The organism is Halonotius sp. F2-221B, from assembly GCF_046719765.1.
Taxonomy (GTDB): Archaea; Halobacteriota; Halobacteria; order Halobacteriales; family Haloferacaceae; genus Halonotius.
On sequence record NZ_JABEBY010000007.1, the window covers coordinates 49,735 to 74,188 of the forward strand.

The window sequence follows — 24,454 nt, forward strand, 5'->3', positions numbered from 1 at the left end:
GTGCCGCGTGAGGAGTACCGGCAGTCGCTGGACGACCTGCGGGCGAACGTCGAATCGATGGCCGAAGCTGTCGTAGAACAGCTCCAGCAGGCACTCGACGCCCTCGACAGCGACGACCGCACGCTGGCCCGAGCGGTGATCGACAGCGACGACCACATCAACCAACAGTATCTCAACCTCGAAAGCAACTGTGTCGATCTGATCGCCCTCCAACAGCCCGTCGCCGCCGATCTCCGCTTTGTCGTTGCGTCGTTTAAGATCCTGACCGATCTGGAACGGATCGGCGATCTCGCAACGAACCTCGCCCGATACGCCCGCGCCGACAGCCCGGCGATCGTCTCCGACGTGCGGATCCAGGAGATCGGCGAGACCGCCGTAGAGCAGGTTCGGGCGGCCGTCGACGCGTACGTCGCAGGCGACGCCGACGCCTGTCGGGCGATCGCCGACCGCGACGACGAGCTTGATACGTCGTGTCAGGCCGCCAACGAGGCTGTCGTCCGGGAGCTGATCGCCAGCGACCCCGACGGGTGGGAGATCGAACAACGGCTTGACGGCGTCTTGCGGCTGTTGCTGACGATCCGGGATCTGGAGCGGGTCGGCGACCATGCCGTCAACATCGCCGCCCGGACGCTGTATATGACTGAGGGAGCCCCCGAGCTGATCTACTAACGATGGAGACGAGAAAGATCCAGAAGGTCGGCGGCGGCACCTTCACCGTCTCGCTTCCGAAGGCGTGGACGAGTGATCACGGCTTCGAGGCCGGAATGGAGCTCCGGCTCTACACCCACCGCGACGGATCGATCCTCATCAGATCCTCGGAGGCGGAGGTCGAGTGGTTGGCGGATGCGACGGTCGACCTCGACGGCGGCGATCCCGACTGCGACGATCTCGACGCCGGCGACACCGACAGCGGCGATCCCGACTGCGACGATCTCGACGCCGGCGACCCCGACAACGGCGATCCCGAGGCCGCCGCCCGTGCAGTTCGAACGGCACACACGGTCGGCTTCGAGACGATCACGCTGCGTCGACGCGGGGCGTTCACCGAGGCCGAACGCGAGGCCGTCCGGTCGACGGTTCGGGAGCTGGTCGGGACAGATATCCTCACCGAGTCCGACGCCGAGATCAGGATCGGCCACCTGTTGGATACGTCGTCGGTCTCCGTCCGGCAGTCGGTCACCCAACTCCAGTACGTGGTCGTCTCGCTGCTCCGTGATGCGGCCGAGGCGTTCGGGAACGCCGCCGACACGCAGACACGGGTGCGTGACCGCGCGGCCGAGGCGCGTCGCTCCGCGGAGATGATCACCCGACACTTCTCCCGATCACTGGTCTCGTATGCCGAGCTTGATGCACTTGGCGTCTCCCGATCGGAGCTGTTCGCCTACTACGGGATCGCCACCCGGCTGGAAACCGTCACCGAGCAGGCCGTCCGGATCGCAACGACGGGCGAAGAGCTTCCCGAGCCACCCGCGGCGGAGGCGGCCGCGGCTGTCCGCGCCGTCGTCGACGATGTTGCCCGCGCCGTCGACGACGCGGTAACCGCCGTCCTCAACGGGGAGCTGACGACAGCACAACAGGCCAGAGAGCGATCTGCTGACGCCATCGAACAGATTGACGCGGTCGAACAGCGACTCTACGAGGAGTCGGTATCGGACTCGGTGCCCACGGCCGTCGCGCTCTCGACCACACTCACGCACCTGCGGCGAGCAGCCAACTGTAGCTGCGGCATCGCCGATGTGGCGGCGAGAACCGCGATCCGCGCCGAAAACATCGATCGCTGACCGGTTGGCTCACTCGACTGCGGGTCGGTGTTCCGCGACGACGGCATCAACGTCGGCCCAGACCACCGGTGGCTCCATCTCGGTGAGTGCCTCCTCAAGGGCGGTCAGCTGCTCGTCGAACCGTGCCCGCCACTCCGGGGCAGCGCACGCGGTGAGCCGTTCGCCGAGCGCGGTATGGCTCTCCTGAATCTCATCGAGTCTGGGTTCGATCCCCGACGGCGACGTGACAGTCTCACGCTCGGCCCACGTTTGAATGGCTGCCAACTCCGCGTGGAGATCGGTGAGCAGCAACGACAGCACGCGGTGGCGAACCATCGCTGCGGCCCACCGACTCGCTGCCTCGCTTTCGGGGTCGTTCTCAGCGTCGTCAGCGTCCTCGCTATCGTCGCCGTTGTCATCAGCGTCGCCAGCGTCGCTGTTTTCGAGCTGGTCGACAACATCGCTAAGCTCGCTCAGCGAGTCGGCAAGCGCGTCGATATCGGCGGTGAGTTCGTCGACGCGTCGATCAGCGTCAGTGAGCCACGCCTCGAAGCTGTCGAGTTCGAGCTGCAGATCGTCGGCAGCCTGTTGCACCTCGGTTGCGGCGTTGGTCAGCCGTCGAATTCGGCGGGCGATCTCGTAGAGATCACCGTCTGCTTTCATCGAAACCACCTCCTGCAGCGCCGCACCGAGGTCGTCCGCGCGGGTTTCGATATGGCCGAGCCGTGTGTCGAAGTTGTCAACGCGGTCAGAGACGAACGCCAGATCAGCGGTTGAAGGAGCTGCCGCCCGTGCATTGTCAAGCTTGTCGCCTGCGAGTTCGACCCGCGTCTCGGCGGTCGTTACCACCATCGACGCGTTCGCCAGCGCGTCGTCGACAGCGGCTCGGCTGACGACGCCGTCTTCGGCGACGATCGCCAGCGTTTCCCGCAGTTCGCCGGGATCGGCGTCGGCCGTACCGACGATGTCGACCGCACGCTCGATGGGGAGCCCAGCAAGCTCGCTAGTGTCGTCGGCATCTGCCTCGGTCATGGATCTACCTCTATCGCGTGGGGTTGTTAGTGGTTCGATGGGAGAGCCATCTCGTACGCAAAACGCGCGAGTGAACCCGAGTGGCGAAGGAACCTACGTAGAGCGAGCAGCAAAAAACAGGGTACCGACACGGCCGCATCGGTCTTACCGGTTCGATTCTGTGTCGTCGCCCGGTGAGGACTCCCGATCTGTGTGGTTGCCGGGATAACCAAGCGTCCGTTTGGCGAAGGCGTCCAACGCTTTGAGCGTCGTGCTGACGTAGATGCCGGCGACGAACACCAGCCCGCCGACGAGCCGCTCGGTCGAACTCAGCCCTGACTCGCCCAGCGTCGCCGCCGAACCAGGCGGATCGACGAAGACGCCGGCCAGTAGAAAGACACCGGCCGACAGCGGCAGGACGGCGACCGTCCGGCTGAGGATCTTCAGTCGGTAGCGACCCGCCCGCTCGAACTGTTTGGCGAAGCCGGCACAGGCGTAGACCGCGGCCCCGAGAAAACCGAACAGGTAGACGGTCGCCGGAATCTGCATGGCGACCCCGACGCTGCTCGCCGAGATGACGACCGCCAGCAGGGTCGCTGCGAGTACCGTCCAGTAGAAGATCCGCCCCCAGCGCGTGTCGTACCAGTCGTCGGTATCGAGCCCCATGTCAACAGTGCTCGTAAGTGTAAGCTAAAAATGATACCCACACAGAAGTTCCTGAACAGCTGCGACAGCCGACAGCGTTTTAGAAGCCTCGCTGCCAACAGGCCGATATGGTCGTCCTTGCCCTCCTCAACCTCGCTGTGGGGATTGTGGCGACGGCGGTTGTCGCCGTCGACACGCGTCGCCGCGGGCTGTCGCCGCGCGCACAGGCCGGCTGGATCGGCATCGTTGCGACGATCAGCATCGGCGGCTCACTTGCGGTAGCTCTCGGCGACGACGTGCTCTTCCGACTGTGGATCACCCGTAGCGATCCAGCGATCGCGGTGACGCCGCTGCAACTCCTCACCGGCGTCGTCGTCGCTGGCGTGGCGCTGAGCGCGCTGGCGGTGCTCACCTACGGCATCGGCAGCCGGTACGGGCCACTCACGGCGGGCTAATCGTCGCCGCGCCGCTGAATCCAGCACCAATAAGACGGATCTGGCGTACCCCTAGACTATGAACCCCGCTCGCCGATTCGACCTGCTGGCTGTCTGCCTCATGGCGATCCCGGCAGTGGCCGCAGTGGTCGTCTGGAATAGCCTCCCCACCGAGATGGCGATCCACTGGAACGCCGCCGGCACGCCGGATAACACGGTTGCGAAACCGCTGGCGACGCTGGGGCTGCCGCTGTTCGGCGTCGCCACCGTCGCCTTCGTCCGGCTTGCGCCCGACTCGCTGACAAGCACGCCCGGTGGCGAAACACCCGCCATCCTCTTTGTCGGCGTCGTCTTCGCGTGGGTCGAGACGCTGGTGCTCGTCTGGAATCTCGGCTACCGGTTCAACGTCACTCTCGCCACGCTGCCCGTCTTGGTGTTGGCTGCGGGGCTCGTCTGGTACGTGTTGCGGACGAGCACGCGGTGAGCGTCCCACCTGCTGCGCGCTGTGGCGGCATATGTGGAGAAACGCGTATCACGCTCGTCCGAGTATGGACACCCATGACAACCGACGACGAGACCGATTTCTCGGCCGACATCGTCGACCAGCGTGAGGGCGTGTTCGACGACTTCGAACCGGTTGACGCTGGCGAGACAGACGCCGTCGCAACCGAACGCGAGTTCGGAGCCGAGTGATAGCGGTTGCACTGGTCGACACGAACGTGCTCTTCGCGGGTGCGAGTGCCCGCGACGCCTCCCACGACCGCGCCAGCGAGATCGTCCGGGCAGTCGACCACGGCAAACTTCCCGACGCCGTCGTCACGAAACCCGACTTGCCCGGACGATAATCCTGACTCACCGCATACTTCACGGCACCCGCTGTTGTAGCGTCGCCCCGCGAACACAGCTACACCCCGGCTCAGCGGTCGCCCCGGATCGTGAGATCACCGTTCGTCGTGGTGACCGTGAGCTGGTGGGTTCCGTTGCCGAGTGTCCGCTCGACGCCGGCGTCGGCCTCGATCGACCCGGCATCGAGACCGCTGGCCTCGAACCCACCGTTGGTCGTCTCGTAGCTGATCGACGGCTCCGCTGTCGCCGGCAGGGTGATCGACACGTTGCCGTTCGTCGTGTCGGCCTGCACGTCAGTCGCCTCCGCAACCGCAAGGGCGATATCGCCGTTTGTCGTCTCGGCGGTGACACTGTCAGCACCTCCTGTGTCGATGTCGACCACCCCGTTCGTCACCTCGGCGGTGATCCCGTCGGCAGCTGCCGTGTCGACGGTGATCGCCCCGTTCGTACTTTCGGCATCGAGCTGTAGTCCCGGTGGCACGGTGAGCGAGAGATCCATCCGTGGTGTCGGCCCCAGCGAGAGGAACCCACTGTCCCCGCTGTCGACAGCAAGCGACAGGCTGTTCTCGCTCCGCTCGTCCTGCAGTGTGAGGCGATCGAGTGCATCCTCGTCGCCGGCCTGTTTTGTCGCCTCGACGCCGACTGTTTGCCGCTGTTCCCCGGTGATGTCGATTGTTCCGTTCGGGACGTTGATGGCGAGCGTCGCGATCTCGCTCGCGTCGTACTCCTCTGTGACTGTTGTTTCGGCGGCAAGCGATCTGGACGAACAGCCGGCGAGACCGACGGTGCCGGCGGCGGCACAGCCCCCGAGCAGCCTGCGTCTCGACAGCAGCGGCGTCGAATCTGTGTCGTCGTGCATACTCGATCCATACTGCGATCACTGATTAAACGAGATCACATGTTGCAGGCCTGGCAACAGTCTCGCTCACACTGCAGCACGCACCGCCCCTGTTGTCTGCGGCTCACACGATCGGAGGCCGATATATCAGCCTCACGTTCTTTCTCATGTGCTCTGTATTCGTTTCATTGTGAGTGATAAGGTTACAGAGATACAACGTATTACGCCAGTAAGGGGAACAGACGTGGACAGTATTATATCTGCTGAGCACGTTTCTGTGTTATCCATACAATAATGCTATCAGCAATCCAACTGTTCACGGCCGATCAGCCCACCTCGGAACGGTAACCAATCTCCAGTCTCCTATGCAAACAGCTGAACACAACTCGGTCGCAGTTCGGTGTGTTGGTCCCGGCAGCGACACTGTCCGTGACCTCCTTCGTGACCCGATAGCGGCGGTCTTTGGGTCGACCGCACTTGGTGACGACGCCAGCGGGTCGCCGTCGACCGGCCGGGACGGTGCTGCGACGCGGCTGATCGCCTGCACCGCGACAGCCGTCGCGAGCGACGCCGTTCCGACGACCGACCTGCAGGCCGGCGAGTGGGTACTTGTGGTCGACACCGGGTCGACGACCGATATCGATCCGGCGGCACTCCCTGTTCAAGCGAGTTACATTCACGCCGAGAGCCCGCCAGCACAGATTCGCTCACAGCTTCGCACAATCGCGGCTGCCACGGGGGTCGCCACGACCACACCGCCAGCCGAGCGATCGGTGCCGCCAACGCCGGCCGACGTTGCTGGAATCGAACTGCCAATTCCAGTTGTCGTCTCCGTGGTCGACACCCAGACTGTGGTTGCGGTCAACAGCGCGGCGGTGTCGTTGTTCGACCAGCCACGCTCCGCGCTCGTCGGGTGTTCGCCGACCGAGCTCCGCGCCGAATCGGCTACTGACACCGACGAGACGCTCCTCGATGCCGCGGTCGAAACCGGTCAGATACAGCGGCCAGCGACCGGCGACGGCGAGGCGGTGACCATCGCTACCGGAGATGGGTCGTCACCGCCGGTCGATTACAATGCGATCACGACCAGTATCAATGGGCGCGAGCATCTTGTTGAGATGTTCGAGGATGCTACCGATCGACTCGCCCGGGAGACAGATCTTCAGCGACAGGCCATGGCGATGGATACCGCTCTGACCGGCATCTCGATTCTCTCGCCGTCGTCGGCGTACACCTACATGAACGAGGCCCACGCCGCGATCTTTGATTACGAGCCGGACGACCTCCTCGGTAAGACGTGGCGGGCGATCTACGACGACGACCAGCAGGCACATATCGAATCTGAGGTGCTGCCAGTGGTCGAGACAACCGGCTCGTGGAACGGCGAACTCACCGGTCAGCGGGCCGATGGCTCACCCGTCGAACAGCATGTTTCGCTGACCGCGCTTCCCGATGGCGGGCTCGTCTGTGTCAACCGCGATATCACCGAACGCAAACAACGGGAGCAAGAACTCCGCGAACTCACTGAGCGACTCAACCTTGCCGTTGAAGGGGCAAATCTTGGCATCTGGGACTGGGATATGACCACGAATCAGGTGGAGTTCAACGAGCAGTGGGCCGAAATGCTCGGGCTGTCACTCGAAGATATCGAACCGAGCTTGGACACATGGGAACAGCGGGTGCATCCCGAGGATATCGATGCGGTGACCGCGGCACTTGACGCTCACATTGCGGGTGACACTGACTATTACGACACCGAACACAGGATGCAAACTGCGGCTAGAGGGTGGAAATGGGTTCGTGACATCGGCAGGGTCGTTGAGCGGAACGATGCCGGCGAGCCGCTTCGGGCTGTCGGCATCCACCTCGATATCGACGACCGCAAGACGTACGAACAGCAGCTAAAAGAAGAGCGGGATATGTTCACACAGGGCCCCGCAGTCGTCTTCAAATGGCGAGACGCCGAAGGGTGGCCGGTCAAGTACGTCTCTGAGAATATCGAAGACGTGCTCGGCTACACACCCGACCAGTTCCAGTCCGGAGCGATGGTCTACGCCGATATCATTCACGATCAGGACTACGAGCGTGTATCGAAAGAAGTCGTCGAACGCAGCAGCGGGGAGATCGACGAGTTCAGTCATGACCCGTATCGGGTTGTTACCCCTGACGGAACCGTTCGATGGGTGCTTGATTACACGAAAAACATCAGACATGACGGCGAGATCACTCACCGACTGGGATACGTGGTCGACATTACCGAGCGCAAAGAGCGCGAGCGGCAGCTTCAGCAGATACGCGAGACGGTGTCGACGTTCATGCTCGCCGAGGATCGGACGGCGGTCATCGAAACGGCGGTCGAAGCGATCACCGAGACGCTCTCGCTCCCGGTTGTTGCCTACTACCGCCGCGACGACGACAGATTGCGGCCGGAATCGGTGTCGACAGCGGCAACGACAGTCCTCGACGATCAGCCGGCGTTCGAGGCCGGTGATGGGCTCGTCTGGACTGCCGTCGAGACGGGTACATCGGCGTACTACCCGGATGTGACCGAGCGTGACGACTGCTATAACCCCGACACGGTGCTCCGATCGGAGCTTCATCTCCCCGTGGGTGACGATGGCGTCTTCATCGTCGCCTCCACGACGCCGGACGACATCACCGAGACGGAACGCGATCTCCTCGGTATTCTTGTCGACCATGTTGAGACGGCACTGACACTACGTGACCGCACCACCCAGCTACAGCAGGCCCGCGAGACGGCGGAGGACGAACGACAGCAGCTCCGTGACGTGATCGACGCTGTGCCACAGCTCATCTGTGCAACGGATCAGACGGGCGAGCTCATCTTCGCCAACGCGGCACTCGCAGACGCCTACGATACGACCATCGCCGACCTCGAGGGAAGCACAGATACCGATATCGCTGTCGTCGACCCAGAGCAGATGGCGGCCGGTGAGACGGACACAGCGTCGATCGAGCCCGGCGAGTCGATCCACACGTGGGGAACCGCCCTGACCAGCGTCGATGGCGACGAGCGTCTCTTCGAGACGTGGACTGTCGGGTTTGAGGCGGTCGATGTCGACGAGACCGCCGTGCTCTCCGTCTCGAACGACGTGACGGAGTTGGAGGAGGCAACAGCCGCGGTCGAACGGCTCCAGCGGCTGAAAGCCCACTACAAGATCGGTGACGAACTCCTGCAGACCAGAACAACCGACGAGGTGTGTACCATCGGCTCGCAGGCGATTGTCGATGGACTCCCGGTGACAGCCGTGAGCGTCTACATATGGGACGAGACCGAGACGGTTCTCGCACACAAGTCGAGTGCGCCTGCGGCCGATTCCCCGCATCCAGCCCGGATCACGATCGATGACGACGACCGCTGGCGAGCGTTTACCGAGGGGGCGGTGACCGTGTCGGATTCGGGTGTCGTGTCGGTTCCGATCGGGTCGGATGGGCTGCTCGTCGCCACGTTCACCGCCGACAGCCCATCGACTGAGGAAACCGAATTTCTCGAATCGGCGGCCGATACGCTGGCGGTCGGTCTCCGGCAGGCCCGACAGAAGGCCTCGATCGACGACCTCAGAGCCGACACCGAGACGTTGAAGACCGAAATCTCTCGCCAGCGCACGCTGCTAGAGAGCTATACTTCGGCGATCGAGACCGTGATGAGCGGTGAATCACGGGTGGAACTGTTCGAGACGCTCACCGACTTCTGTGAGACCAACTGGGCGTACGGGTGGGTTGGCACCTACCAGCCACAGGCGGAGACGGTGACACCGACGGTCGTCAGCTCCACCGGCGGCCCGGCGACAACCGTCGCCAGCGAGGGCGAAACCGGCCGCAGACCGCCGATGCTTGCCGCCGCCGTCGACCGCGAACCGGTCTACACCGAAAACACGCGATCGATACGGCAGCAGTCGAACTGGGGGCGTCAGCTGCTGACCTACGGCTATCAGTCTGCTGTGGCCCTGCCGATCTGTGACGGTGGGGCCATCCACGGCGTTCTGGAGGTGACAGCCACCGACACGGAGGGGTTCGACACACAGGCCAGAGAGATGCTGGGTGTGCTCTGTCGGGCCGTGGCGATCCGACTCGATCAACTCGATCGTGCCGAACCGATAGGATCGAATCGGGAGGCGGTTGTCTTCGAACTACTGTTCGTCGCGGAGCGACCCGTCTTTCCGTCACTGCCCGACGACGTAACGGTCGAGGTGCTCACAATCGAGACCATCGACAGCGACACCCGTAGACTTACCCTGCAGGTTGCGGCGACTACCGCCGACCAGTTTGAACGGTATGTCGACAAAACGCCGGGGCTCTCCGGGTTCGAGGTCGCAACCGACCAAGACGACACCGACAGCGTTCTCGCCGCGGTTCGACTCACACTCACCGCCCGAGCACCAACCCAGCAGCTCTTCGAGGTGCTGAACCAACATGCCACCGATATCGTGACCCTCCACAGCACCCCGGCCAGTGAGACCGTTCAGATCGAGAGTCATCGGCCGGGGGTGGTGGGAGATATCACCGACAGACTACGGGAGACACTCGACTGCCAACTCATCTCGAAACAAACCACAGCATCGACGGATCTGCTCACCCAGCGAACCCAGATCACCGACGCCCTCACCGACCGGCAGCGCGAACTGTTCCGGACAGCATACAGAGAGGGCTACTACGAGCAGCCAAAGGAGATCAGTGGTGACGACCTCGCCGAACTCTTCGATATCTCGCAGTCGACCGTCCACGAACACCTGCGCGAAGCCGAACAACGGGTCGCAACGGTTCTTTTTGATGACGGTTCGGTTTGGCCAGATAACGCCTGACTCTTCGGAGCCCCATTCGGCATGCCTCGCCATCGCTCGATATCGAGCTGCCCTGATATATCGGGCTCTTTCTCTCGATCCACCGTATATTCGGACGACAGGTGAAGTATACTACTATGTTGTATTCCCTCATGTCCTCCGAGGCCGAACCACGCGCCCGAAAACTACCGACCGAGTCGTACAACCAAGTGCTGGCTGCGTTTTTTCACGCCGCACAACAGCAAGCGGCGGGCACAGAGAGACCTATATCCAAGAGCAGCCTGACAACCAACCGCATCGCACGACTGGAACGACTGGCAGACATCACGCTGGCAACCACACTGAAGACAGAGTCGGCTGATGTGCTGTTTCGTGACCAGATCACTGCTGTGGAGGATCGATGAGCCGATCCGATACATCTCCCGGGGCAGCACCACCGTCCACTGACGCGATTCCGTTCGACGATGTTGCACCGGCAACGATCCGTGTTCTTGCCGACTGTGGGGTGCTCTCTGATGAGCCCGATGGGGCAGAGTTCTGTCCAGACTCAGCCTTCAAATTACTTGCCCATCCGGGTCGCCGAATCGTAATCACACATCTACTGTCTGCTGGCCCGACCGTGACACTCAGTCAGCTGCTCGATTACGTCTTCTCACAGTCAGATACGGGCTCCGAATCGAAAGCAACCCGTCAAGAGGTCACCCAGGCGTTTACCAACAGACATCTGCCGAAACTTGATGCTGAGGGCTACATCTCCTATGATCTCGAACACCAGCAAATAACGGCAACTGCAAAGACTGCCAATATGAAGCCGTACCTCGCTGTGGCGGTACTACAAGAACGAACCACCAACTCCGGGCAGGAGGCGTCTGATCAATGAATACATCGCTTAAGCATCTTTCTGCATTTCAGCGCGATATACTCTACGTTGTGGCGGATCTTGATACGCCCTATGGGTTGGCGATAAAACGCGGCCTTGAGGAGTATTACGACGAGGACGTCAACACTGGCCGGGTCTACCAGAATCTCAACAGATTGGTTGATATGGAGTACATCGAAAAATCAGAGATCGACAAACGAACAAATACTTATACACTAACACAAATGGCAGTGATTGCGATGAAAAACCGTCACTATTGGCAACGGACACAGGCCAAAAGACGAATTCAGATAGAGGCACTCCAAGCCGACAGCCGACTCCAGCAGTAATATGGTTTCGACTGATTTGACTCTGTGTAGTTTAATCGTATTAATTAGCTAGCTTCACACATCAAGATTCTGCTTCCGGCCGATAGTCACGACTCACCGCCCGCCACTTCCCAGTTCGGAACCGCCACAGCGTCACCGCCGCCGGCACTCCCGTTTCAAGCACCAACGCGACGTACAGCGCCGTCTCGCCGAGTGCCGTCACCGTCCCAAGATACGCCACTGGCAGCGTGAATACGTAGAGGCCGACCAACGAGGCATAAAACGGGATCCGCGTATCGCCAGCCCCACGGAGCGCGCCCGTCGCCGAGCCATCGATGCCCATGGCGACGAGGCTGACCGCCGAGACAGCGATGAACGTCGCCGACAACGCGACTGCCGCCGGCTCATCGACAAAGAGGGTCGCTGTCGGCTCGGCAAGCAGGATGACGCCCGCGGCGACGAACAGGTGGATGACGGCGGCGAGCGTGATGATCTGGGTGCCGTAGGCCGTCGCCTCACCCTCCTCGCCCGCACCCAGTTCCTGCCCGACGAGCGTACTGGAGGCGATTGACAGCCCCCAGCTCGTGCTGTTGGCGATGTTTCGCACCCGGCGGCCGACTTCGAGGGCGGCCACCGTCGCCGAGCCGAAACTCGCGGTGATCGCCAGCAGCGGGAAGGTGGCAAGCCCCTGGGAGACCCGGCGGGCGATCAGCGGCGTCGACACCCGGAGCAGCTGCGTCAAGAGCTCCCGATCGAACTGCGGGCCGCCCAGTGAGAGCGCGACGGGGCTGGCACCGCGGCCGAAGTACTCGCGGCCGAACATGCCCCACGAGAAGATCAGTGTCACCACCCCTGTCGCCACCGCGGTACCGACCGCCGCGCCGGCGACGCCCCAGCCGAACCCGAAGATCAGCGTGCCGCTGAGCGCGACGTTCAACACCGCGCCGCCGGCCCGCACCACCATCGGAGTAAAGGTGTCGCTAACGCCGGCGTAGGTGCGGCTGGCGATCATGTTCAGAAACTCGAAGGCGAGTGCGGGTGCGACGATCCCGAGGTAGGTGGTGCCGTAGCCGACCGCCGCAGCGTCGTCGCTCAGGAGCGCGATCAGCGGGTCAGCGAAGGCGACGAAGCCGGCGACCACGGGCACCGCCAACGCGAGGGCGACCCAGACGCTCTGTTTGACCAACAGCGCGGCCCGGGCGGACTCACCGCCGCCGTAGTTCTGGGAGACCAGCCCGACCGTCCCGCCTGCGAGGCCGATGGCGACGAACTTCCCAACCGTCCAGTACGCGCCGGCGAAGGCCAGCCCCGCGACCGCTGGCGCGCCCAACACCGATCCGACCATCGCAAGGTCGGCGGTCTGTTTCGACATGATGGCGAAGCCGGTGATCACCCGCGGCCAGGCGAGATCGACCGTCGCCGTCAAACGGTCGCGCTCGATGATCCCCAGCCGGGCCAACAGCGCGGCGAGAACGGCAACCGGGCGGGCGGGATCGACCATTCGGTCGGGCTTGGTGAGCGGCGGGTTTGCGTCTATTGCTTCGGCGGCGATGAGACGGTCGGGTAATCGTAAGTCGCTTACCGATCACACGGTAATCACACCCATGACTCCCGATCAGTGGCGCACCTACCTCGTCACACAGCAGTCGCTTTCTGCGGGCCGATCGACGGAAACCATCGTCGAGGCGGCTATCGAGGGCGGCATCGACGCCGTCCAACTCCGCGAAAAAGACACCTCGGCCCAACACCGGATCGAACTCGGCGAGCGACTCCGCGAGCTGACGAGCGATGCCGGCGTCGACCTCATCGTCAACGACCGGATCGACATCGCCTACGCGGTCGGTGCCGACGGCGTCCACCTCGGCCAATCCGACCCATCGGTGTCGACGGCCCGGGAGATCCTCGGCCCGGAGGCGACGATCGGCGTCTCGGTGTCGACGGTCTCGGAGGCCCGGCTGGCGGCGATCAGCGGCGCGGACTATCTCGGCGTCGGCGCGGTCTACGGCACCGACTCGAAGCCAGACGCCGAGACAGCCGACGACGGCCTCGGCGTCGACCAGCTCGCCAAGATCGTCGAGGCGGTGACGATCCCGGTCGTTGCCATCGGCGGGATCACCCCCGAGAACGCGAGCGGCCCGATCCAAGCCGGCGCGACGAGCGTCGCGGTCATCAGCGCGATCACCGCCGCCGACGATCCGGCGGCTGCCACGCGCGCGCTGCGCGAAGCGGTCGACACCTCGGTCGAAAACGCAGAGGTGGCTGCCGATGACTGACGTGTCGCCGGACGCCCTCGCCGAGTCGCTGTCGACGCTGCGGGCAACCGAGCCGCTGATCCAACACCTCACCAACCGGGTGACGATCAACGATGTGGCCAACAGCACCCTCCATTGGGGCGCGCTGCCGGTGATGGCCGACGGGCCGAACGACGGCCCGGAGATGGCCCACGGCGCGAGCGCGGTGCTGCTCAACACGGGCCAGGTCAACGACTCGCTGAGCGAAGCGATCTACGAGACCGGACTCGCGGCCAACGAACTCGGCGTCCCGGTTGTGCTCGACCCGGTTGGGATGGGGTCGACGCCGACGCGCAACGAACTCGTTGAGCGACTGCTCGCCGACGTTGAGTTCGCGGCGATCAAGGGCAACTACGGTGAGATCACCGCCCTCGCCGGCGCGGAAGCCGAGGTGCGCGGCGTCGAATCCGTCGGCGAGTACGACGAGATCGAACAGACGGCACAGGCGGTCGCCGAATCGGCCGACACCGTCGTCGTCGCCTCCGGCGAGACCGACATCGTCGCCACAGCCGACGCCGCCTACCGCGTCGATGCCGGCCACGAGATGATGGGCGAGGTTGTCGGTACGGGCTGTATCCTCGGCGGCGCGGTCGCCACCTTCTGTGGCGGCGTCGACGACACGCTGACGGCCGCGTTGCACGCGACACTGGCCTTCGGGCTGGTCGGCGAGCGCGCAGCCGACAGCGAGTACAGCGGGCCAGCAAGCTACCACACGAACCTTCTCGACGGGATCTGGAATCTCACACCTGAGGCCGCCAGCGACCTCGATGTCGACCTCGATGAGCGCGTCGAACGCATTGAGTAAGCCGCGGAGTGCACGCCGATCGGAGTAAGGGCTAACCCCCGCCGGCGGCAAGCCACTGTATGCCCACCGCCGACGCCACAGGCGACACCGAACCGAGCGACGCCGACCTCCGTGAGGCCGCCAAGACCGCCCTCACCCAGTGTCTCAACCTCGGGAGCGAGGAGACCTGCCTGATCGTCACCGACGACAAACGAAAGCGAATCGGCGAGACACTCTATGCGGAAGCCAGCGCGATCACCGACGATCCGGTGATCGTCCGCTACCCACCCGGCCCCCAACACGGCGCGGAGCCACCCGAACCCGTCGCCGCCGCCCTCAACGCAGCCGACGTGTTTCTCGCCCCGACGACGAAAAGCATCAGCCACACCCGCGCCCGCGGTGACGCCTGCGAGAACGGTGCCCGCGGTGCGACCCTCCCAGGGATCACAGAATCGGTGTTCGTCACCGGCCTCGATGCCGACTACGAGGCGATCGCAGCCCACAGCGAGAGCCTCCACGAACAGGTCACAGATGCCGACGAGATCCGCGTCACCTCGCCGCAGGGCACCGACATCACCGTCGAGATCGGTGACCGCGAGTGGCTACTCGACACCGGGATCGTCCACGACGACGGCGGCTTCTCGAACCTGCCGGCCGGCGAGATCTTCGTCAGCCCCGAAAGCGCGACCGGCACCTACGTCGTCGACGGAACGATGCGACCCCACGGCCTGCTCGATGAGGGCCAGCAACTCACCTTCGAGGTCGAAGACGGCTATGTGACCGAGATCAGCGACGACGAGATCCGGAGCCAGATCGAAACCGCCGCCGAAGAAGTCGGCCGCGACGCCTACAACCTCGCGGAGTTGGGCATCGGCACCAACGTCGGCGTCGACGAACTCGTCGGCTCGGTGCTGCTCGACGAGAAAGCCGCCGGCACCGTCCATCTCGCCATCGGTGACAACGCTGCCATCGGCGGCGAGACCGACGCGCCGCTGCATCTCGACGGTATCCTCCGGGAGCCGACCGTCTACGCCGACGGCGAGGAGATCGAGTTGCCGGCCTGAGAACCGAGCGGGGCGTTCAAGAACCACCGGCCCACACACCCGGTATGCAGCTTTCGGAGGCAACGTGGCCCGAGATACAGGAGTGTGAAAGCGACCTCGCGGTGCTCCCGACCGGGAGTACCGAACAGCACGGCCCCCACGCCCCGCTCGGCACCGACGCCAAAACTGCCGCCGCTGTCGCCGAAACCGGCGTTGAAGCCTACCGCAAGCGAACCGGCGCTGACGTGCCGATCGCGCCGGCGATCCCGGTCGGCGTCGCCGCCGAACACCGCGCCTTCGATGGGACGCTGTGGGTCAGCCCCGATACCTTTCGGGCGTATGTTCGAGAGACCGTCGCCAGCCTCGCCCATCACGGCTTCGACCGCGTCGTCATCGTCAACGGCCACGGCGGCAACACCGACGCGCTCCGGGAGATAACGGGCACAATTTCACGCGAGGACGCGGCCTACGCGGTCGCGTTCACCTGGTTCGACAGTATCGACACCGAAGAAGAAATGGGCCACGCTGGCCCCGTCGAAACAAGCCTCCTCTCTCACATCGACGACGACGCGATCCGCGAAGAGAAACTAGATACCGCCCGCGAGGAAGCAAGCGAGGGGTGGGGCGAGTGGGTCGCCGGCGTCAACCTCGCACACGACAGCGACGAGTTCACCGACAACGGCGTTGTTGGTGATCCAACCGCGGCGACGGCCGATCTCGGCGAACGACTCCTTGCCCGCAGCGGCGAGAGGCTAGCCGATCTGTTGGCTGCTGTCGACAGCCGCGACCGCTAACGAGAACGGCCGTCGACAGCACGGGGTGTTGGCTCAGTCGTCGCTGTCATCGCCGGCGTCGTCGTGGGCATCCTGGAGGGAACCCCGGAGCTGCGGGACGGTGCCGGTGAGCTCGCCCACGTCGTCGTGGGCGGCCTCAATAGTTTCCAGCAGTTCCTCGATGGCGTCGATGTCGGCCTCCAGATCCTCGGCGTCCTCGAAGGCGTCGGCGCGTTCGCCGAGGGTGTACCACTTCTTTGCTTGGCGGAGGTGTTCCGGTGCCTCGCCGACATCGAGGGCGGATTTCAGCCCGTTGAGCACGCCGAGGACGTTGTCGGCGTCGGTCTCCCAGATATCGTCGGCCGTCGGCAGGGCCTCACGGGCCGCCGACAGATGCTGTTCGACATCCTCCCGTGTCTCCGCGGCGGCCTCGCCGAACAGCTCGTCGTCATCGAAGGTGGCTTGACTCATAGTTCATGCTAGGTGCGGGGGCGGTTAAAAACGAGCCCGAAAGTGAAAGTGAAATCCGCCGTGCTGTCGGCTCACTCGCCGGCTTCGTCGACGGCGACCAGCTTCATCAGCGGGTAGCCATCCTCCATCTCCATGCGCGTCCGGGCGGTCACACCCTCGTACTCGATCCGCATCTCGACGGTCATCAGGCTCCCGGTCAGCTCGGTGTACCCGCTGTCGTGGTCGGTGGCGTCGGCAACGCGGTCGTCGTCGATGGCGACGGAGACCGACTCACAAAAGGGTTGATTCTCGATGGCCTCGGCCATCGCCGTCTCCAAGCTTCGGGTGCTGGCGGGGCTGACGGGCGTGCCGGCGAACTGGTGGTACAGCGAGCCGAATTTGATACCGGCCTCGAAACACGCCTGCTCGGTGTCGGTGGGCATACCGCAACCACGGTTGGCGGCGGCTAAGGCGTGTCGACTCGGTGGGGCGACGACGCCGACGGGGCTGCAAACGCTAACAATCACCATGAAATCGGCACGGAACCGCGCGTTACTTACGCGTCGTCCTCCCTTTGCCGAATGAATGGCGCGATCTGTGCTGCTGACTGGGGCCGGCGGTCGTGTCGGGCAGGCCATCCTCCGGAATATCGGCGCCGACTACGACTGGCGGCTGTTGGATCGTGAGCCGCTTCCGGCGGCGAAACTCCCCGATGGGGTGGACAACAGCGATGTCTACGTCGCCGACGTGACCAACCGGGAGGCGGTGCGCAACGCCGCCGAAGGCTGTGCGGTCATCATCCATCTCGCCGGCGACCCGCGACCGAACGCCCCCTGGGAGAGCGTCCTCCACAACAACATCGATGGCACCCAATCGGTACTGCAGACCGCCGTCGATGTCGGCGTCGAGAAGGTCGCCTTCGCCTCCTCGAACCACGCGGTCGGCAACTACGAAACCGACGCAAAAAAGCCCGACCTCTACCGCACCGACGACGACTTTCTCCTTGACGGCACCGAACTCCAGCGACCCAGCAACCTCTATGGCGTCTCGAAGGCCGCCGGCGAAACGCTGGGGCGGTACTACCACGACGAACACGACCTCTCGATCGTCTGTGTCCGGATCGGGAATCTCACCGAGGGCCATCCACCACGCAACTACGAGCGTGGCCAGGCGATGTGGCTCTCCTACCGGGATTGTGCGCATCTCTTCGAGCGATCTATCATCGCCGACTACGGCTTTGAGATCGTCTACGGCATCTCCGACAACGACCGCAAATACTACTCCATCGAGAACACCCGGCGCGTGCTTGACTACGAGCCGACGGACAACTCCGCGGAGTACCACCTCGACGGCACACCGAAAGACGAATCGGAGGCGTAGCCGACAGCGCGTCGCCAACCGTACGGAACAGCCCGATGATACGGCAGCAGCTCCATACTGTAGCCACCGGCGAGACAAAGCGCGCAGTGACGTGGCTCTCGACACGAGGTGGCTGGCTCCGGTAATAATGGGTAGGGGGATAAGGGGGGGGTCAGCGAATCAAGGCTGAGTGGTGCCTCGATTCTCAGTGTTGAACATGGTACCCGTCTGCAGTGATACCACCATTCACAGACGGTACCTAAACGCAACTGGGGGAATACTAATAAAAATACTGACCCCAGAATCAATTCTAATAACTGGAGGTGGTCATATCGTTGGATACGTGATGGGATCCGCCACGCTGAGCGCGCCGCTCGAAACTGCGGCAACCGCACGCGACACGCCTGCGGTGATCGATCGGCGATAGAAAAAGACCCGGAAAGGTCGGTCAGGTAGGGTGTGCAGGCAAGAGTAGCCGTCTGGTGTCAACAGTCAGGCGTACCATGTTCAACACTGAGAACCGAGACACCAGACGGTACCAACTGTTTGTGTGCTGGGGATAATAAAGATACCGGCTGGGTGGGTGATCGGACTACTCGTCGGCGGTGGCGGCTGCGGCGTCGGCAGCGGCGTCGGCCTCCGCGGCGGCCGCAGCCTCCTCGGCCTCGGCTTCCTCTTTCTTTTCTTTGATCTTTTTCATCCGGAAGATCTCCTCGCGTTCCTGCTCTTCGAGTTTCTGTTCGATATACTCCTGGTTCTCATAGAGATCGGGAAGCAGCTTGAACTCAAGGGCGTTAACACGGCGTTTGGTGGTTTCGATCTCCGTCAGCATCTTTTTCATCGCCGTTTCGACCTCGGCGGCGAGGATGATCGTCTCCAGCAGTTCCTCGTAGGCATCGGCGGCCTCGTCGATGCGGGCCGAGGAGCCGAGCAGCCCGTAGCCGCGCTCGTCGAGGGATTTTTTCACCTTCGAGGATTCGATCTGCGGGACAACAACGCCCATGATATTTTTCGATTGGATCGTGATCTCCGGGTGTTCCTTCAGCGCGGCGGCCGCCCCACGCACCGCCACGTCGCCCTCCATCGCCCGCGCCATGTTGAGCGTGCGCTGGGCGGTTTCGTAATCCGCGCTCAGATCGCTGCGTACGTCCTGGGCCTGATCGAGGATATCCATGAACTCCATGATCAGCCCGTCGCGCTTCTGTTCGAGCGTGTCGTGGCCGCGCTCGGAGAGCTCGATGCGATCCTCGATCGCCATCAGGTTCTTGCGTGTCGGTTTTACGTCCTCAGCCATCGCTTACCGGACTGTTGGCGGCCACGGTGTTAATCCTTTCAGTTCGCTCGAAAAAATGAGCCGCAGGTTCGGTTCGACGCGATGTCGATCAGTCGGCCGGCTGAGCACTGCCCGCGCTCGCACCGCTGCCGACAGATTTCAGCACGTCGTGGTTCTGCAGGAGGTACGCGCCGTATCCGACCTTTGCCGTCAGGTCAAGCACCATGAAGGCAGCCGTCTCGGTGTACAGCGGAATGAACTCGAGGGTGCCCTCGGTGCCGAGGATCCAGACGACCGGGTAGGCCAGCCACAGCACGATCAGGACGTTTTTCAGCGTGTTCGTCAGGCTGCGGGCCGCATCGGACTGGTTTGCTGCCGCCTCTTTCAGCGTGCCAACAAGCACGTACAGGAGGACGAGCAGTGCAGCCGTGCTGATGCCCCACCAGGCGATCCGGTAGACCGGTTGGGCGGCGAACGCGCCGATAAGCCCGGTTGCGATCATGAACACGTCGAGGCCGATCAACGTGTAAATCGTCTCGCGGTCAGCGTTAGCCAGCAACGCGATGTCCAACAGGAGCAACGGTGTGGTGAACAGCCAGTCGGCGTATCGCGCCCAATAGATGGGCAGCTCTTCGCCGCCTGAAAGCGTCACATTCGCCACACCGAACCCGGTTGCCATCGAGAAGTACATGCTGAACGCGATGGTTGTGACGAAGATGTTGATCGCATAGAACTGCTTCAGTTTCGTGTCTTTAACCCCCCACCCTCGGCCAAGGAAATACAGTAGTCCGAGGGCCATCCCTGCGGTGCCGATCCAAAGGAACAATCCTTCTGATCCTGGTGTGTATCCAACCATAATCCATACTATGTTATGTGGCGAGTATATAAAAAGCAACTACCAGACTGGTTAGGTTGAATCGGCACCCATGGGGCTGGTGACCACACCGGCATGCGATTACACCAGTCCCGGGATCACGCCGGGGGTATCCGCGATGAGGCCGTCGACGCCGGCGGCAGCGAGCGTGCGTCCCTCCTCGGCGGTCGTGACCGTCCACGCGTTGACGCGGCGGTCGGCATCGTGTGCCCGAGCGACGAGGTTGGACTCGACCACCAGATCCAGCGGCGGGTGAATCGCCGCGGCGTCGTAGCGGTCGGCGAGGGCGACTCCGGTCTCGACATCGTCAGCGACGAGCGGCGCGACGGACACAGCGGGATCGACGGCGTGGGTCGCCGCCAACGCGCCCTCGTAAAACGACGAAACGAGCAGGTCGTGATCGGTCGCGGTCGCAATGTCGAGCGCGCGGTCGACGAAGGGTCGCCAGCGGTCGGTCGCACGCTCGCGGGCGGCGTCGCCATCGACGGCGCCGAATTGGAGGCCGTCGCGGCCGGGATGTTTGAGTTCGAGATTGACCGATGTCGACGCGGGAATCGCCGCCAGCACCTCGGTCAGTAGTGGAATCGACTCGTCGCTGTCGGCGACAGTGTACCCGCTGATCTCGTCGTCGGATAGCTCCCAGATCGGCGTGTCGCTGACGGCTGGCGGGGCGTCGGTCAGCCGCGAGAGATCGTCGTCGTGAAAGACGATCACGCGGTCGTCGGCCGTCAAGCGAGCGTCGATTTCGATGGCGTCCGTTCGGTCGTCGTTCGCGGCCGCCCGCATCGCGGCGATCGTGTTTTCGGGGTTGTCGGCGGCGTAGCCGCGGTGGGCGATCACTTGTGGCGACGTGGAACGCATTGATATCGGGTTGGTGCGGGCAGTCCTAAGTTCGTGGGTGTCACTGGGTGGCTTAGGCGTCAGCAGCGACAGCCGCGTCGCATGCGTCCGAGTACTGTGGTTCAGATTAGTGCGATAGGATTGAGAACACCTCGAAAGTCCCGCCCGACTGCGGCTGCCTGATCCGCCGACGTGGGTGGGGCTTTCGAGGTGTTTCGATCCAGTCACGATACGCTGAACAGTATTCAGTTCAGATTTGAGACGAGGGTCAACAGCAACAGCCGAGTCGTGTGCGCCCGGATAGATGCTATTTTACGCGACACCCACAGAAAGGCCCGTATGGACTACGACCCGCAGGAACTCGAAGCCGAGTGGCGGGCGCGGTGGGACGCCGAAAACCGCTATGAACCCGATCCCACCGACGCGGCAGCCCCCGAGGACGAGGAGACGACGTTTATCACGGTTCCCTATCCCTACCCCAGCGGCGGTATGCACATCGGCCACGCCCGAACCTACACCGTGCCAGACGTGTACGCCCGCTACCGTCGCCAGCAGGGCGACGAGGTGCTGTTCCCGATGGCGTGGCACGTCACCGGGACGCCGATCATCGGCGCGGTCGAACGCCTCCAGAAACGCGAGGAGTCCCAAATGTCCGTCTTACAGGACACCTACAACGTCGACGACGACGTGCTCGAAGACCTCGAAACGCCGATGGGGTATGCCCACCACTTCATCGAAGAGCACTACAAGAAGGGGATGCGCTCGCTCGGCCTCTCGATCGACTGGCGGCGCGAGTTTACGACCAACGACGACCGCTACTCCAAGTTCATCACGTGGCAGTACGAGACGCTGAAGGAGCGCGACCGACTCGAAAAAGGCCTCCACCCGGTCAAGTACTGCACCGAACAGGAGAACCCGGTGACAACCCACGACCTGCTGGAAGGCGAGGACGTGGAGTATCAGGAGTACACGCTGATCAAATTCACTCGCGCCGGTGACGGCGACGACGGGGAGACGGTCATCCCGATGGCGACGCTACGACCCGAAACGGTGCGTGGCGTCACCAACGCCTACATCAACACGGAGGCGACCTACGTCGAAGCCACCGTCGACGGCGAAACGTGGCTCGTCTCGACTGAGGCAGCAGAAAAACTCGAACTGCAGGATCACGAGGTCGAAATCCACCGCGAGTTCCCCGGCAGCGAGGTCGTCGGCGACACCGTCACCAACCCGGTGACCGGCGACGAGATCATCATCCTCCCCGCGGGGTTCGTCGATCCCGACAACGCCACCGGCGTCGTCATGTCGGTGCCGGCCCACAGCCCCGACGACTACCTCGCACTGCAGGAGGCAAAAGCCGACACGGAGCGACTAGAATCCTACGGGATCGATCCCGCCGCAGTCGACGCTATCGAACCGGTGCCGATCCTCGATGTCGACGGCTACGGCGAGATTCCCGCCAAAGACGCCGTCGAATCCGCGGAAATCACCGACAGCACCGACCCCGAACTGGAGGAAGTCACCCAGGACGTGTACAACGCGGAGTTCCACACCGGAACGCTCCACGAGGAGTACGGCGAGTACGCCGGCGAAGTGATCGAGAACGTCCGCGACGAGTTGGCCGCGAACTACCGCGAGCAGGGTGCCTTCGGCGCGATGTACGACTTCCCCGAGCCCGTCATCTCCCGTGCGGGCGGCAAAGTCGTCGTCGCCTACCAGGACACATGGTTCCTCACGTACAACGACGAGGACTGGAAAGAGGCCGCGAAACGTGCCGTCGAAAATCTGGATACGACACCCGAGAACACCCGCGGGGAGTACACCCACACCATCGACTGGCTCAACGAGTGGCCCTGCATTCGAAACTATGGGCTCGGTACCCGGCTGCCGTGGGACGACGAGTTCGTCATCGAACCGCTGTCGGACTCGACGATCTACATGGCCTACTACACCATCGCCCACCGCCTCGAAGAGATCCCAGTTGAGGATCTCGACCGCGACTTTTTCGACGCGCTGTTTTACGGCGACGAGGCCGTCGAGGGCGAGGCCGACGAGCGTGCGCTCGAACTTCGGGCAGAATGGCAGTACTGGTACCCCGTCAGCCAGCGGTTTTCGGCCAACGACCTCATCTCGAATCACCTGACGTTCTTCCTGTTCCACCACGCCGAACTGTTCGACGAGGCCGAGTGGCCCGAGGGGATCACGATCATGGGGATGGGCCTGCTGGAAGGCGAGAAGATGTCCTCCTCGAAGGGCCACGTCGTCCTCCCCGGCAAAGCCATCGAAAACTACGGCGCAGACACGGTTCGCTTCTTCCTGCTCAACTCCGCCGAACCGTGGCAGGATTACGACTGGCGAGCCGAGCAGGTCGAAGGCGTCGAAGACCAACTGCGGCGGTTCTGGAACCGCGCCCAAGAGTTGATCGACGACGACGCAGCGGCCGCAGCCGACCGCGTCGATCCCGAGGGCGACCTCGAACATATCGACCGCTGGCTGCTGTCGAAGCTCCAGACGACCATCAGCGACGTGACTGCCGCCCTCGACAACGCCGAAACCCGAACCGCCTCACAGGCCGCCTTCTATGGGTTCGAAGAACACCTAAAATGGTACCGCCGGCGGTCGGATCTGGATCGGGACGGCGCGCAGTGGACGCTCCGCCATGTGCTTGAAACCAGACTTCGCTTGCTTGCGCCGTTCGTTCCGTTCATGGCGAACGAACTCCACGAGCAGCTGACCGACACGCCCGCCGAGGACGCGCCGTGGCCCGCGGTCGACGAGAGTTGGGAGTCACCGCGCACCGAAATCGAGGAGCGACAGATCGAACGGCTGGCCGACGACATCCAAGATATCCTCACCGTCACCGAGCAGGATCCCGCAACGATCCGGGTCTACGTCGCCGCCGACTGGAAACGCGAGGTCTTCGAGACGGTTCGAGAAGTCGGTACCGACGTGGGACAGGTGATGGGCGAAGTCATGCAGGATCCCGACCTCCGCGAGCGCGGCGACGCGGTCAACGACCTCGTGGGGGATCTCGTCGAACTCGTCCGCGGCGTTGACGATGAGACGCTCGCTGCGATGGCCGAAATCGACGAACGGTCGACCTACGAGACCGCGGTCGCCTTCCTCGAACGCGAACACGACGCCGCGGTGGCGGTCTACACCGAGGACGGCGACGACATCGACGATCCGGGCGGCAAAGCGTCGAGCGCGGTGCCGTTCCGGCCGGCGATCCACATCGAGTAG

Annotated in this window: 24 protein-coding genes and 1 pseudogene; 16 read left to right on the forward strand and 9 right to left on the reverse strand. The window is 63.4% G+C overall.

Features of this window, described 5'->3' with window-relative positions; translation table 11 throughout:
* On the forward strand, nt 1-669 hold the full coding sequence (phoU, locus tag HKK80_RS06470; protein ID WP_411798877.1) for a phosphate signaling complex protein PhoU: 669 nt from the start codon (nt 1-3) through the stop codon (nt 667-669).
* 2 nt (nt 670-671) lie between these two features.
* Nucleotides 672-1,781: an AbrB/MazE/SpoVT family DNA-binding domain-containing protein gene (locus tag HKK80_RS06475; protein ID WP_411798797.1), complete on the forward strand. Its 1,110-nt coding sequence runs from the start codon at nt 672-674 to the stop codon at nt 1,779-1,781.
* Between the two features lie 9 nt (nt 1,782-1,790).
* Here HKK80_RS06475 and HKK80_RS06480 read toward each other — a convergent pair whose 3' ends face one another.
* Both HKK80_RS06480 and HKK80_RS06485 read right to left on the reverse strand, forming a co-directional pair.
* Nucleotides 1,791-2,792 (reverse strand): halo transducer protein, encoded by a 1,002-nt coding sequence (locus HKK80_RS06480; protein ID WP_411798798.1) that lies wholly within the window; start codon nt 2,790-2,792, stop codon nt 1,791-1,793.
* A 144-nt stretch (nt 2,793-2,936) separates the two neighbouring features.
* The gene (locus tag HKK80_RS06485) at nt 2,937-3,437 is read right to left on the reverse strand and encodes a hypothetical protein (RefSeq protein WP_411798799.1); all 501 of its coding nucleotides are present in this window, start codon (nt 3,435-3,437) and stop codon (nt 2,937-2,939) included.
* Between the two features lie 107 nt (nt 3,438-3,544).
* Here HKK80_RS06485 and HKK80_RS06490 point away from each other — a divergent pair, with 107 nt between their 5' ends.
* The 4 genes and pseudogenes from HKK80_RS06490 (at nt 3,545) to HKK80_RS06505 (ending at nt 4,695) form a co-directional block, all read left to right on the forward strand.
* The gene (locus HKK80_RS06490) at nt 3,545-3,871 is read left to right on the forward strand and encodes a hypothetical protein (protein ID WP_411798800.1); all 327 of its coding nucleotides are present in this window, start codon (nt 3,545-3,547) and stop codon (nt 3,869-3,871) included.
* Between the two features lie 58 nt (nt 3,872-3,929).
* Nucleotides 3,930-4,334: a DUF1648 domain-containing protein gene (locus tag HKK80_RS06495; protein ID WP_411798801.1), complete on the forward strand. Its 405-nt coding sequence runs from the start codon at nt 3,930-3,932 to the stop codon at nt 4,332-4,334.
* Nucleotides 4,335-4,444: 110 nt separating this feature from the next.
* Nucleotides 4,445-4,543, forward strand: a pseudogene (locus HKK80_RS06500) (AbrB family transcriptional regulator); the annotation flags it as partial.
* Nucleotides 4,540-4,695 (forward strand): hypothetical protein, encoded by a 156-nt coding sequence (locus tag HKK80_RS06505; RefSeq protein ID WP_411798802.1) that lies wholly within the window; start codon nt 4,540-4,542, stop codon nt 4,693-4,695. The pseudogene HKK80_RS06500 and the gene HKK80_RS06505, both read left to right, overlap by 4 nt.
* Nucleotides 4,696-4,766: 71 nt before the next feature.
* Here the strand turns inward: HKK80_RS06505 and HKK80_RS06510 are convergent, their stop codons facing one another.
* Nucleotides 4,767-5,555 carry a DUF4097 family beta strand repeat-containing protein gene (locus HKK80_RS06510; protein WP_411798803.1) on the reverse strand — a complete coding sequence of 263 codons (789 nt, stop codon included), beginning with the start codon at nt 5,553-5,555 and terminating at the stop codon, nt 4,767-4,769.
* A 344-nt stretch (nt 5,556-5,899) separates the two neighbouring features.
* On the opposite strand from HKK80_RS06510, the gene HKK80_RS06515 reads away from it, so the two are divergent.
* From HKK80_RS06515 to HKK80_RS06530, 4 genes are all read left to right on the forward strand, one after another.
* The gene (locus tag HKK80_RS06515; protein WP_411798804.1) at nt 5,900-10,357 is read left to right on the forward strand and encodes a PAS domain S-box protein; all 4,458 of its coding nucleotides are present in this window, start codon (nt 5,900-5,902) and stop codon (nt 10,355-10,357) included.
* Nucleotides 10,358-10,473: 116 nt separating this feature from the next.
* Nucleotides 10,474-10,740 (forward strand): hypothetical protein, encoded by a 267-nt coding sequence (locus HKK80_RS06520; RefSeq protein ID WP_411798805.1) that lies wholly within the window; start codon nt 10,474-10,476, stop codon nt 10,738-10,740.
* The gene (locus HKK80_RS06525; RefSeq protein WP_411798806.1) at nt 10,737-11,216 is read left to right on the forward strand and encodes a hypothetical protein; all 480 of its coding nucleotides are present in this window, start codon (nt 10,737-10,739) and stop codon (nt 11,214-11,216) included. Before HKK80_RS06520 ends, HKK80_RS06525 begins: the two co-directional genes overlap by 4 nt.
* Nucleotides 11,213-11,545 (forward strand): helix-turn-helix transcriptional regulator, encoded by a 333-nt coding sequence (locus tag HKK80_RS06530; protein WP_411798807.1) that lies wholly within the window; start codon nt 11,213-11,215, stop codon nt 11,543-11,545. Before HKK80_RS06525 ends, HKK80_RS06530 begins: the two co-directional genes overlap by 4 nt.
* Nucleotides 11,546-11,606: 61 nt before the next feature.
* On the opposite strand, the gene HKK80_RS06535 is transcribed toward HKK80_RS06530, so the two are convergent.
* Nucleotides 11,607-13,025, reverse strand: coding sequence for an MATE family efflux transporter (locus tag HKK80_RS06535; protein ID WP_411798808.1), 1,419 nt, complete (start codon nt 13,023-13,025; stop codon nt 11,607-11,609).
* 103 nt (nt 13,026-13,128) lie between these two features.
* Between HKK80_RS06535 and thiE the strand changes: the two genes are divergently transcribed.
* The 4 genes from thiE to HKK80_RS06555 are packed head-to-tail and all read left to right on the forward strand — an operon-like array spanning nt 13,129 to nt 16,436.
* Nucleotides 13,129-13,797 carry a thiamine phosphate synthase gene (gene thiE, locus HKK80_RS06540; RefSeq protein ID WP_411798809.1) on the forward strand — a complete coding sequence of 223 codons (669 nt, stop codon included), beginning with the start codon at nt 13,129-13,131 and terminating at the stop codon, nt 13,795-13,797.
* A complete protein-coding gene (thiM, locus tag HKK80_RS06545; RefSeq protein WP_411798878.1) occupies nt 13,784-14,620 on the forward strand; it encodes a hydroxyethylthiazole kinase in 837 nt (278 codons plus the stop codon). The genes thiE and thiM overlap by 14 nt, the downstream gene beginning before the upstream one ends.
* Before the next feature lie 59 nt (nt 14,621-14,679).
* Nucleotides 14,680-15,663, forward strand: a complete 984-nt coding sequence (locus HKK80_RS06550) for an aminopeptidase (protein WP_411798810.1) — start codon at nt 14,680-14,682, stop codon at nt 15,661-15,663.
* A 44-nt stretch (nt 15,664-15,707) separates the two neighbouring features.
* Nucleotides 15,708-16,436 (forward strand): creatininase family protein, encoded by a 729-nt coding sequence (locus tag HKK80_RS06555; RefSeq protein ID WP_411798811.1) that lies wholly within the window; start codon nt 15,708-15,710, stop codon nt 16,434-16,436.
* Between the two features lie 33 nt (nt 16,437-16,469).
* On the opposite strand, the gene HKK80_RS06560 is transcribed toward HKK80_RS06555, so the two are convergent.
* Both HKK80_RS06560 and HKK80_RS06565 read right to left on the reverse strand, forming a co-directional pair.
* Nucleotides 16,470-16,886 (reverse strand): DUF5790 family protein, encoded by a 417-nt coding sequence (locus HKK80_RS06560; protein WP_411798812.1) that lies wholly within the window; start codon nt 16,884-16,886, stop codon nt 16,470-16,472.
* 71 nt (nt 16,887-16,957) lie between these two features.
* Nucleotides 16,958-17,308: a dihydroneopterin aldolase family protein gene (locus HKK80_RS06565; protein WP_411798813.1), complete on the reverse strand. Its 351-nt coding sequence runs from the start codon at nt 17,306-17,308 to the stop codon at nt 16,958-16,960.
* A gap of 142 nt (nt 17,309-17,450) precedes the next feature.
* Here HKK80_RS06565 and azf point away from each other — a divergent pair, with 142 nt between their 5' ends.
* Nucleotides 17,451-18,245 carry an NAD-dependent glucose-6-phosphate dehydrogenase Azf gene (azf, locus tag HKK80_RS06570; protein ID WP_411798814.1) on the forward strand — a complete coding sequence of 265 codons (795 nt, stop codon included), beginning with the start codon at nt 17,451-17,453 and terminating at the stop codon, nt 18,243-18,245.
* A 571-nt stretch (nt 18,246-18,816) separates the two neighbouring features.
* On the opposite strand, the gene HKK80_RS06575 is transcribed toward azf, so the two are convergent.
* The 3 genes from HKK80_RS06575 to HKK80_RS06585 form a co-directional block, all read right to left on the reverse strand.
* On the reverse strand, nt 18,817-19,518 hold the full coding sequence (locus HKK80_RS06575; protein ID WP_411798815.1) for a V-type ATP synthase subunit D: 702 nt from the start codon (nt 19,516-19,518) through the stop codon (nt 18,817-18,819).
* 88 nt (nt 19,519-19,606) lie between these two features.
* Nucleotides 19,607-20,353, reverse strand: coding sequence for a bacteriorhodopsin (locus HKK80_RS06580; protein WP_411798816.1), 747 nt, complete (start codon nt 20,351-20,353; stop codon nt 19,607-19,609).
* 99 nt (nt 20,354-20,452) lie between these two features.
* Nucleotides 20,453-21,232 (reverse strand): glycerophosphodiester phosphodiesterase, encoded by a 780-nt coding sequence (locus tag HKK80_RS06585; RefSeq protein WP_411798817.1) that lies wholly within the window; start codon nt 21,230-21,232, stop codon nt 20,453-20,455.
* A gap of 318 nt (nt 21,233-21,550) precedes the next feature.
* On the opposite strand from HKK80_RS06585, the gene leuS reads away from it, so the two are divergent.
* A complete protein-coding gene (leuS, locus tag HKK80_RS06590; protein ID WP_411798818.1) occupies nt 21,551-24,454 on the forward strand; it encodes a leucine--tRNA ligase in 2,904 nt (967 codons plus the stop codon).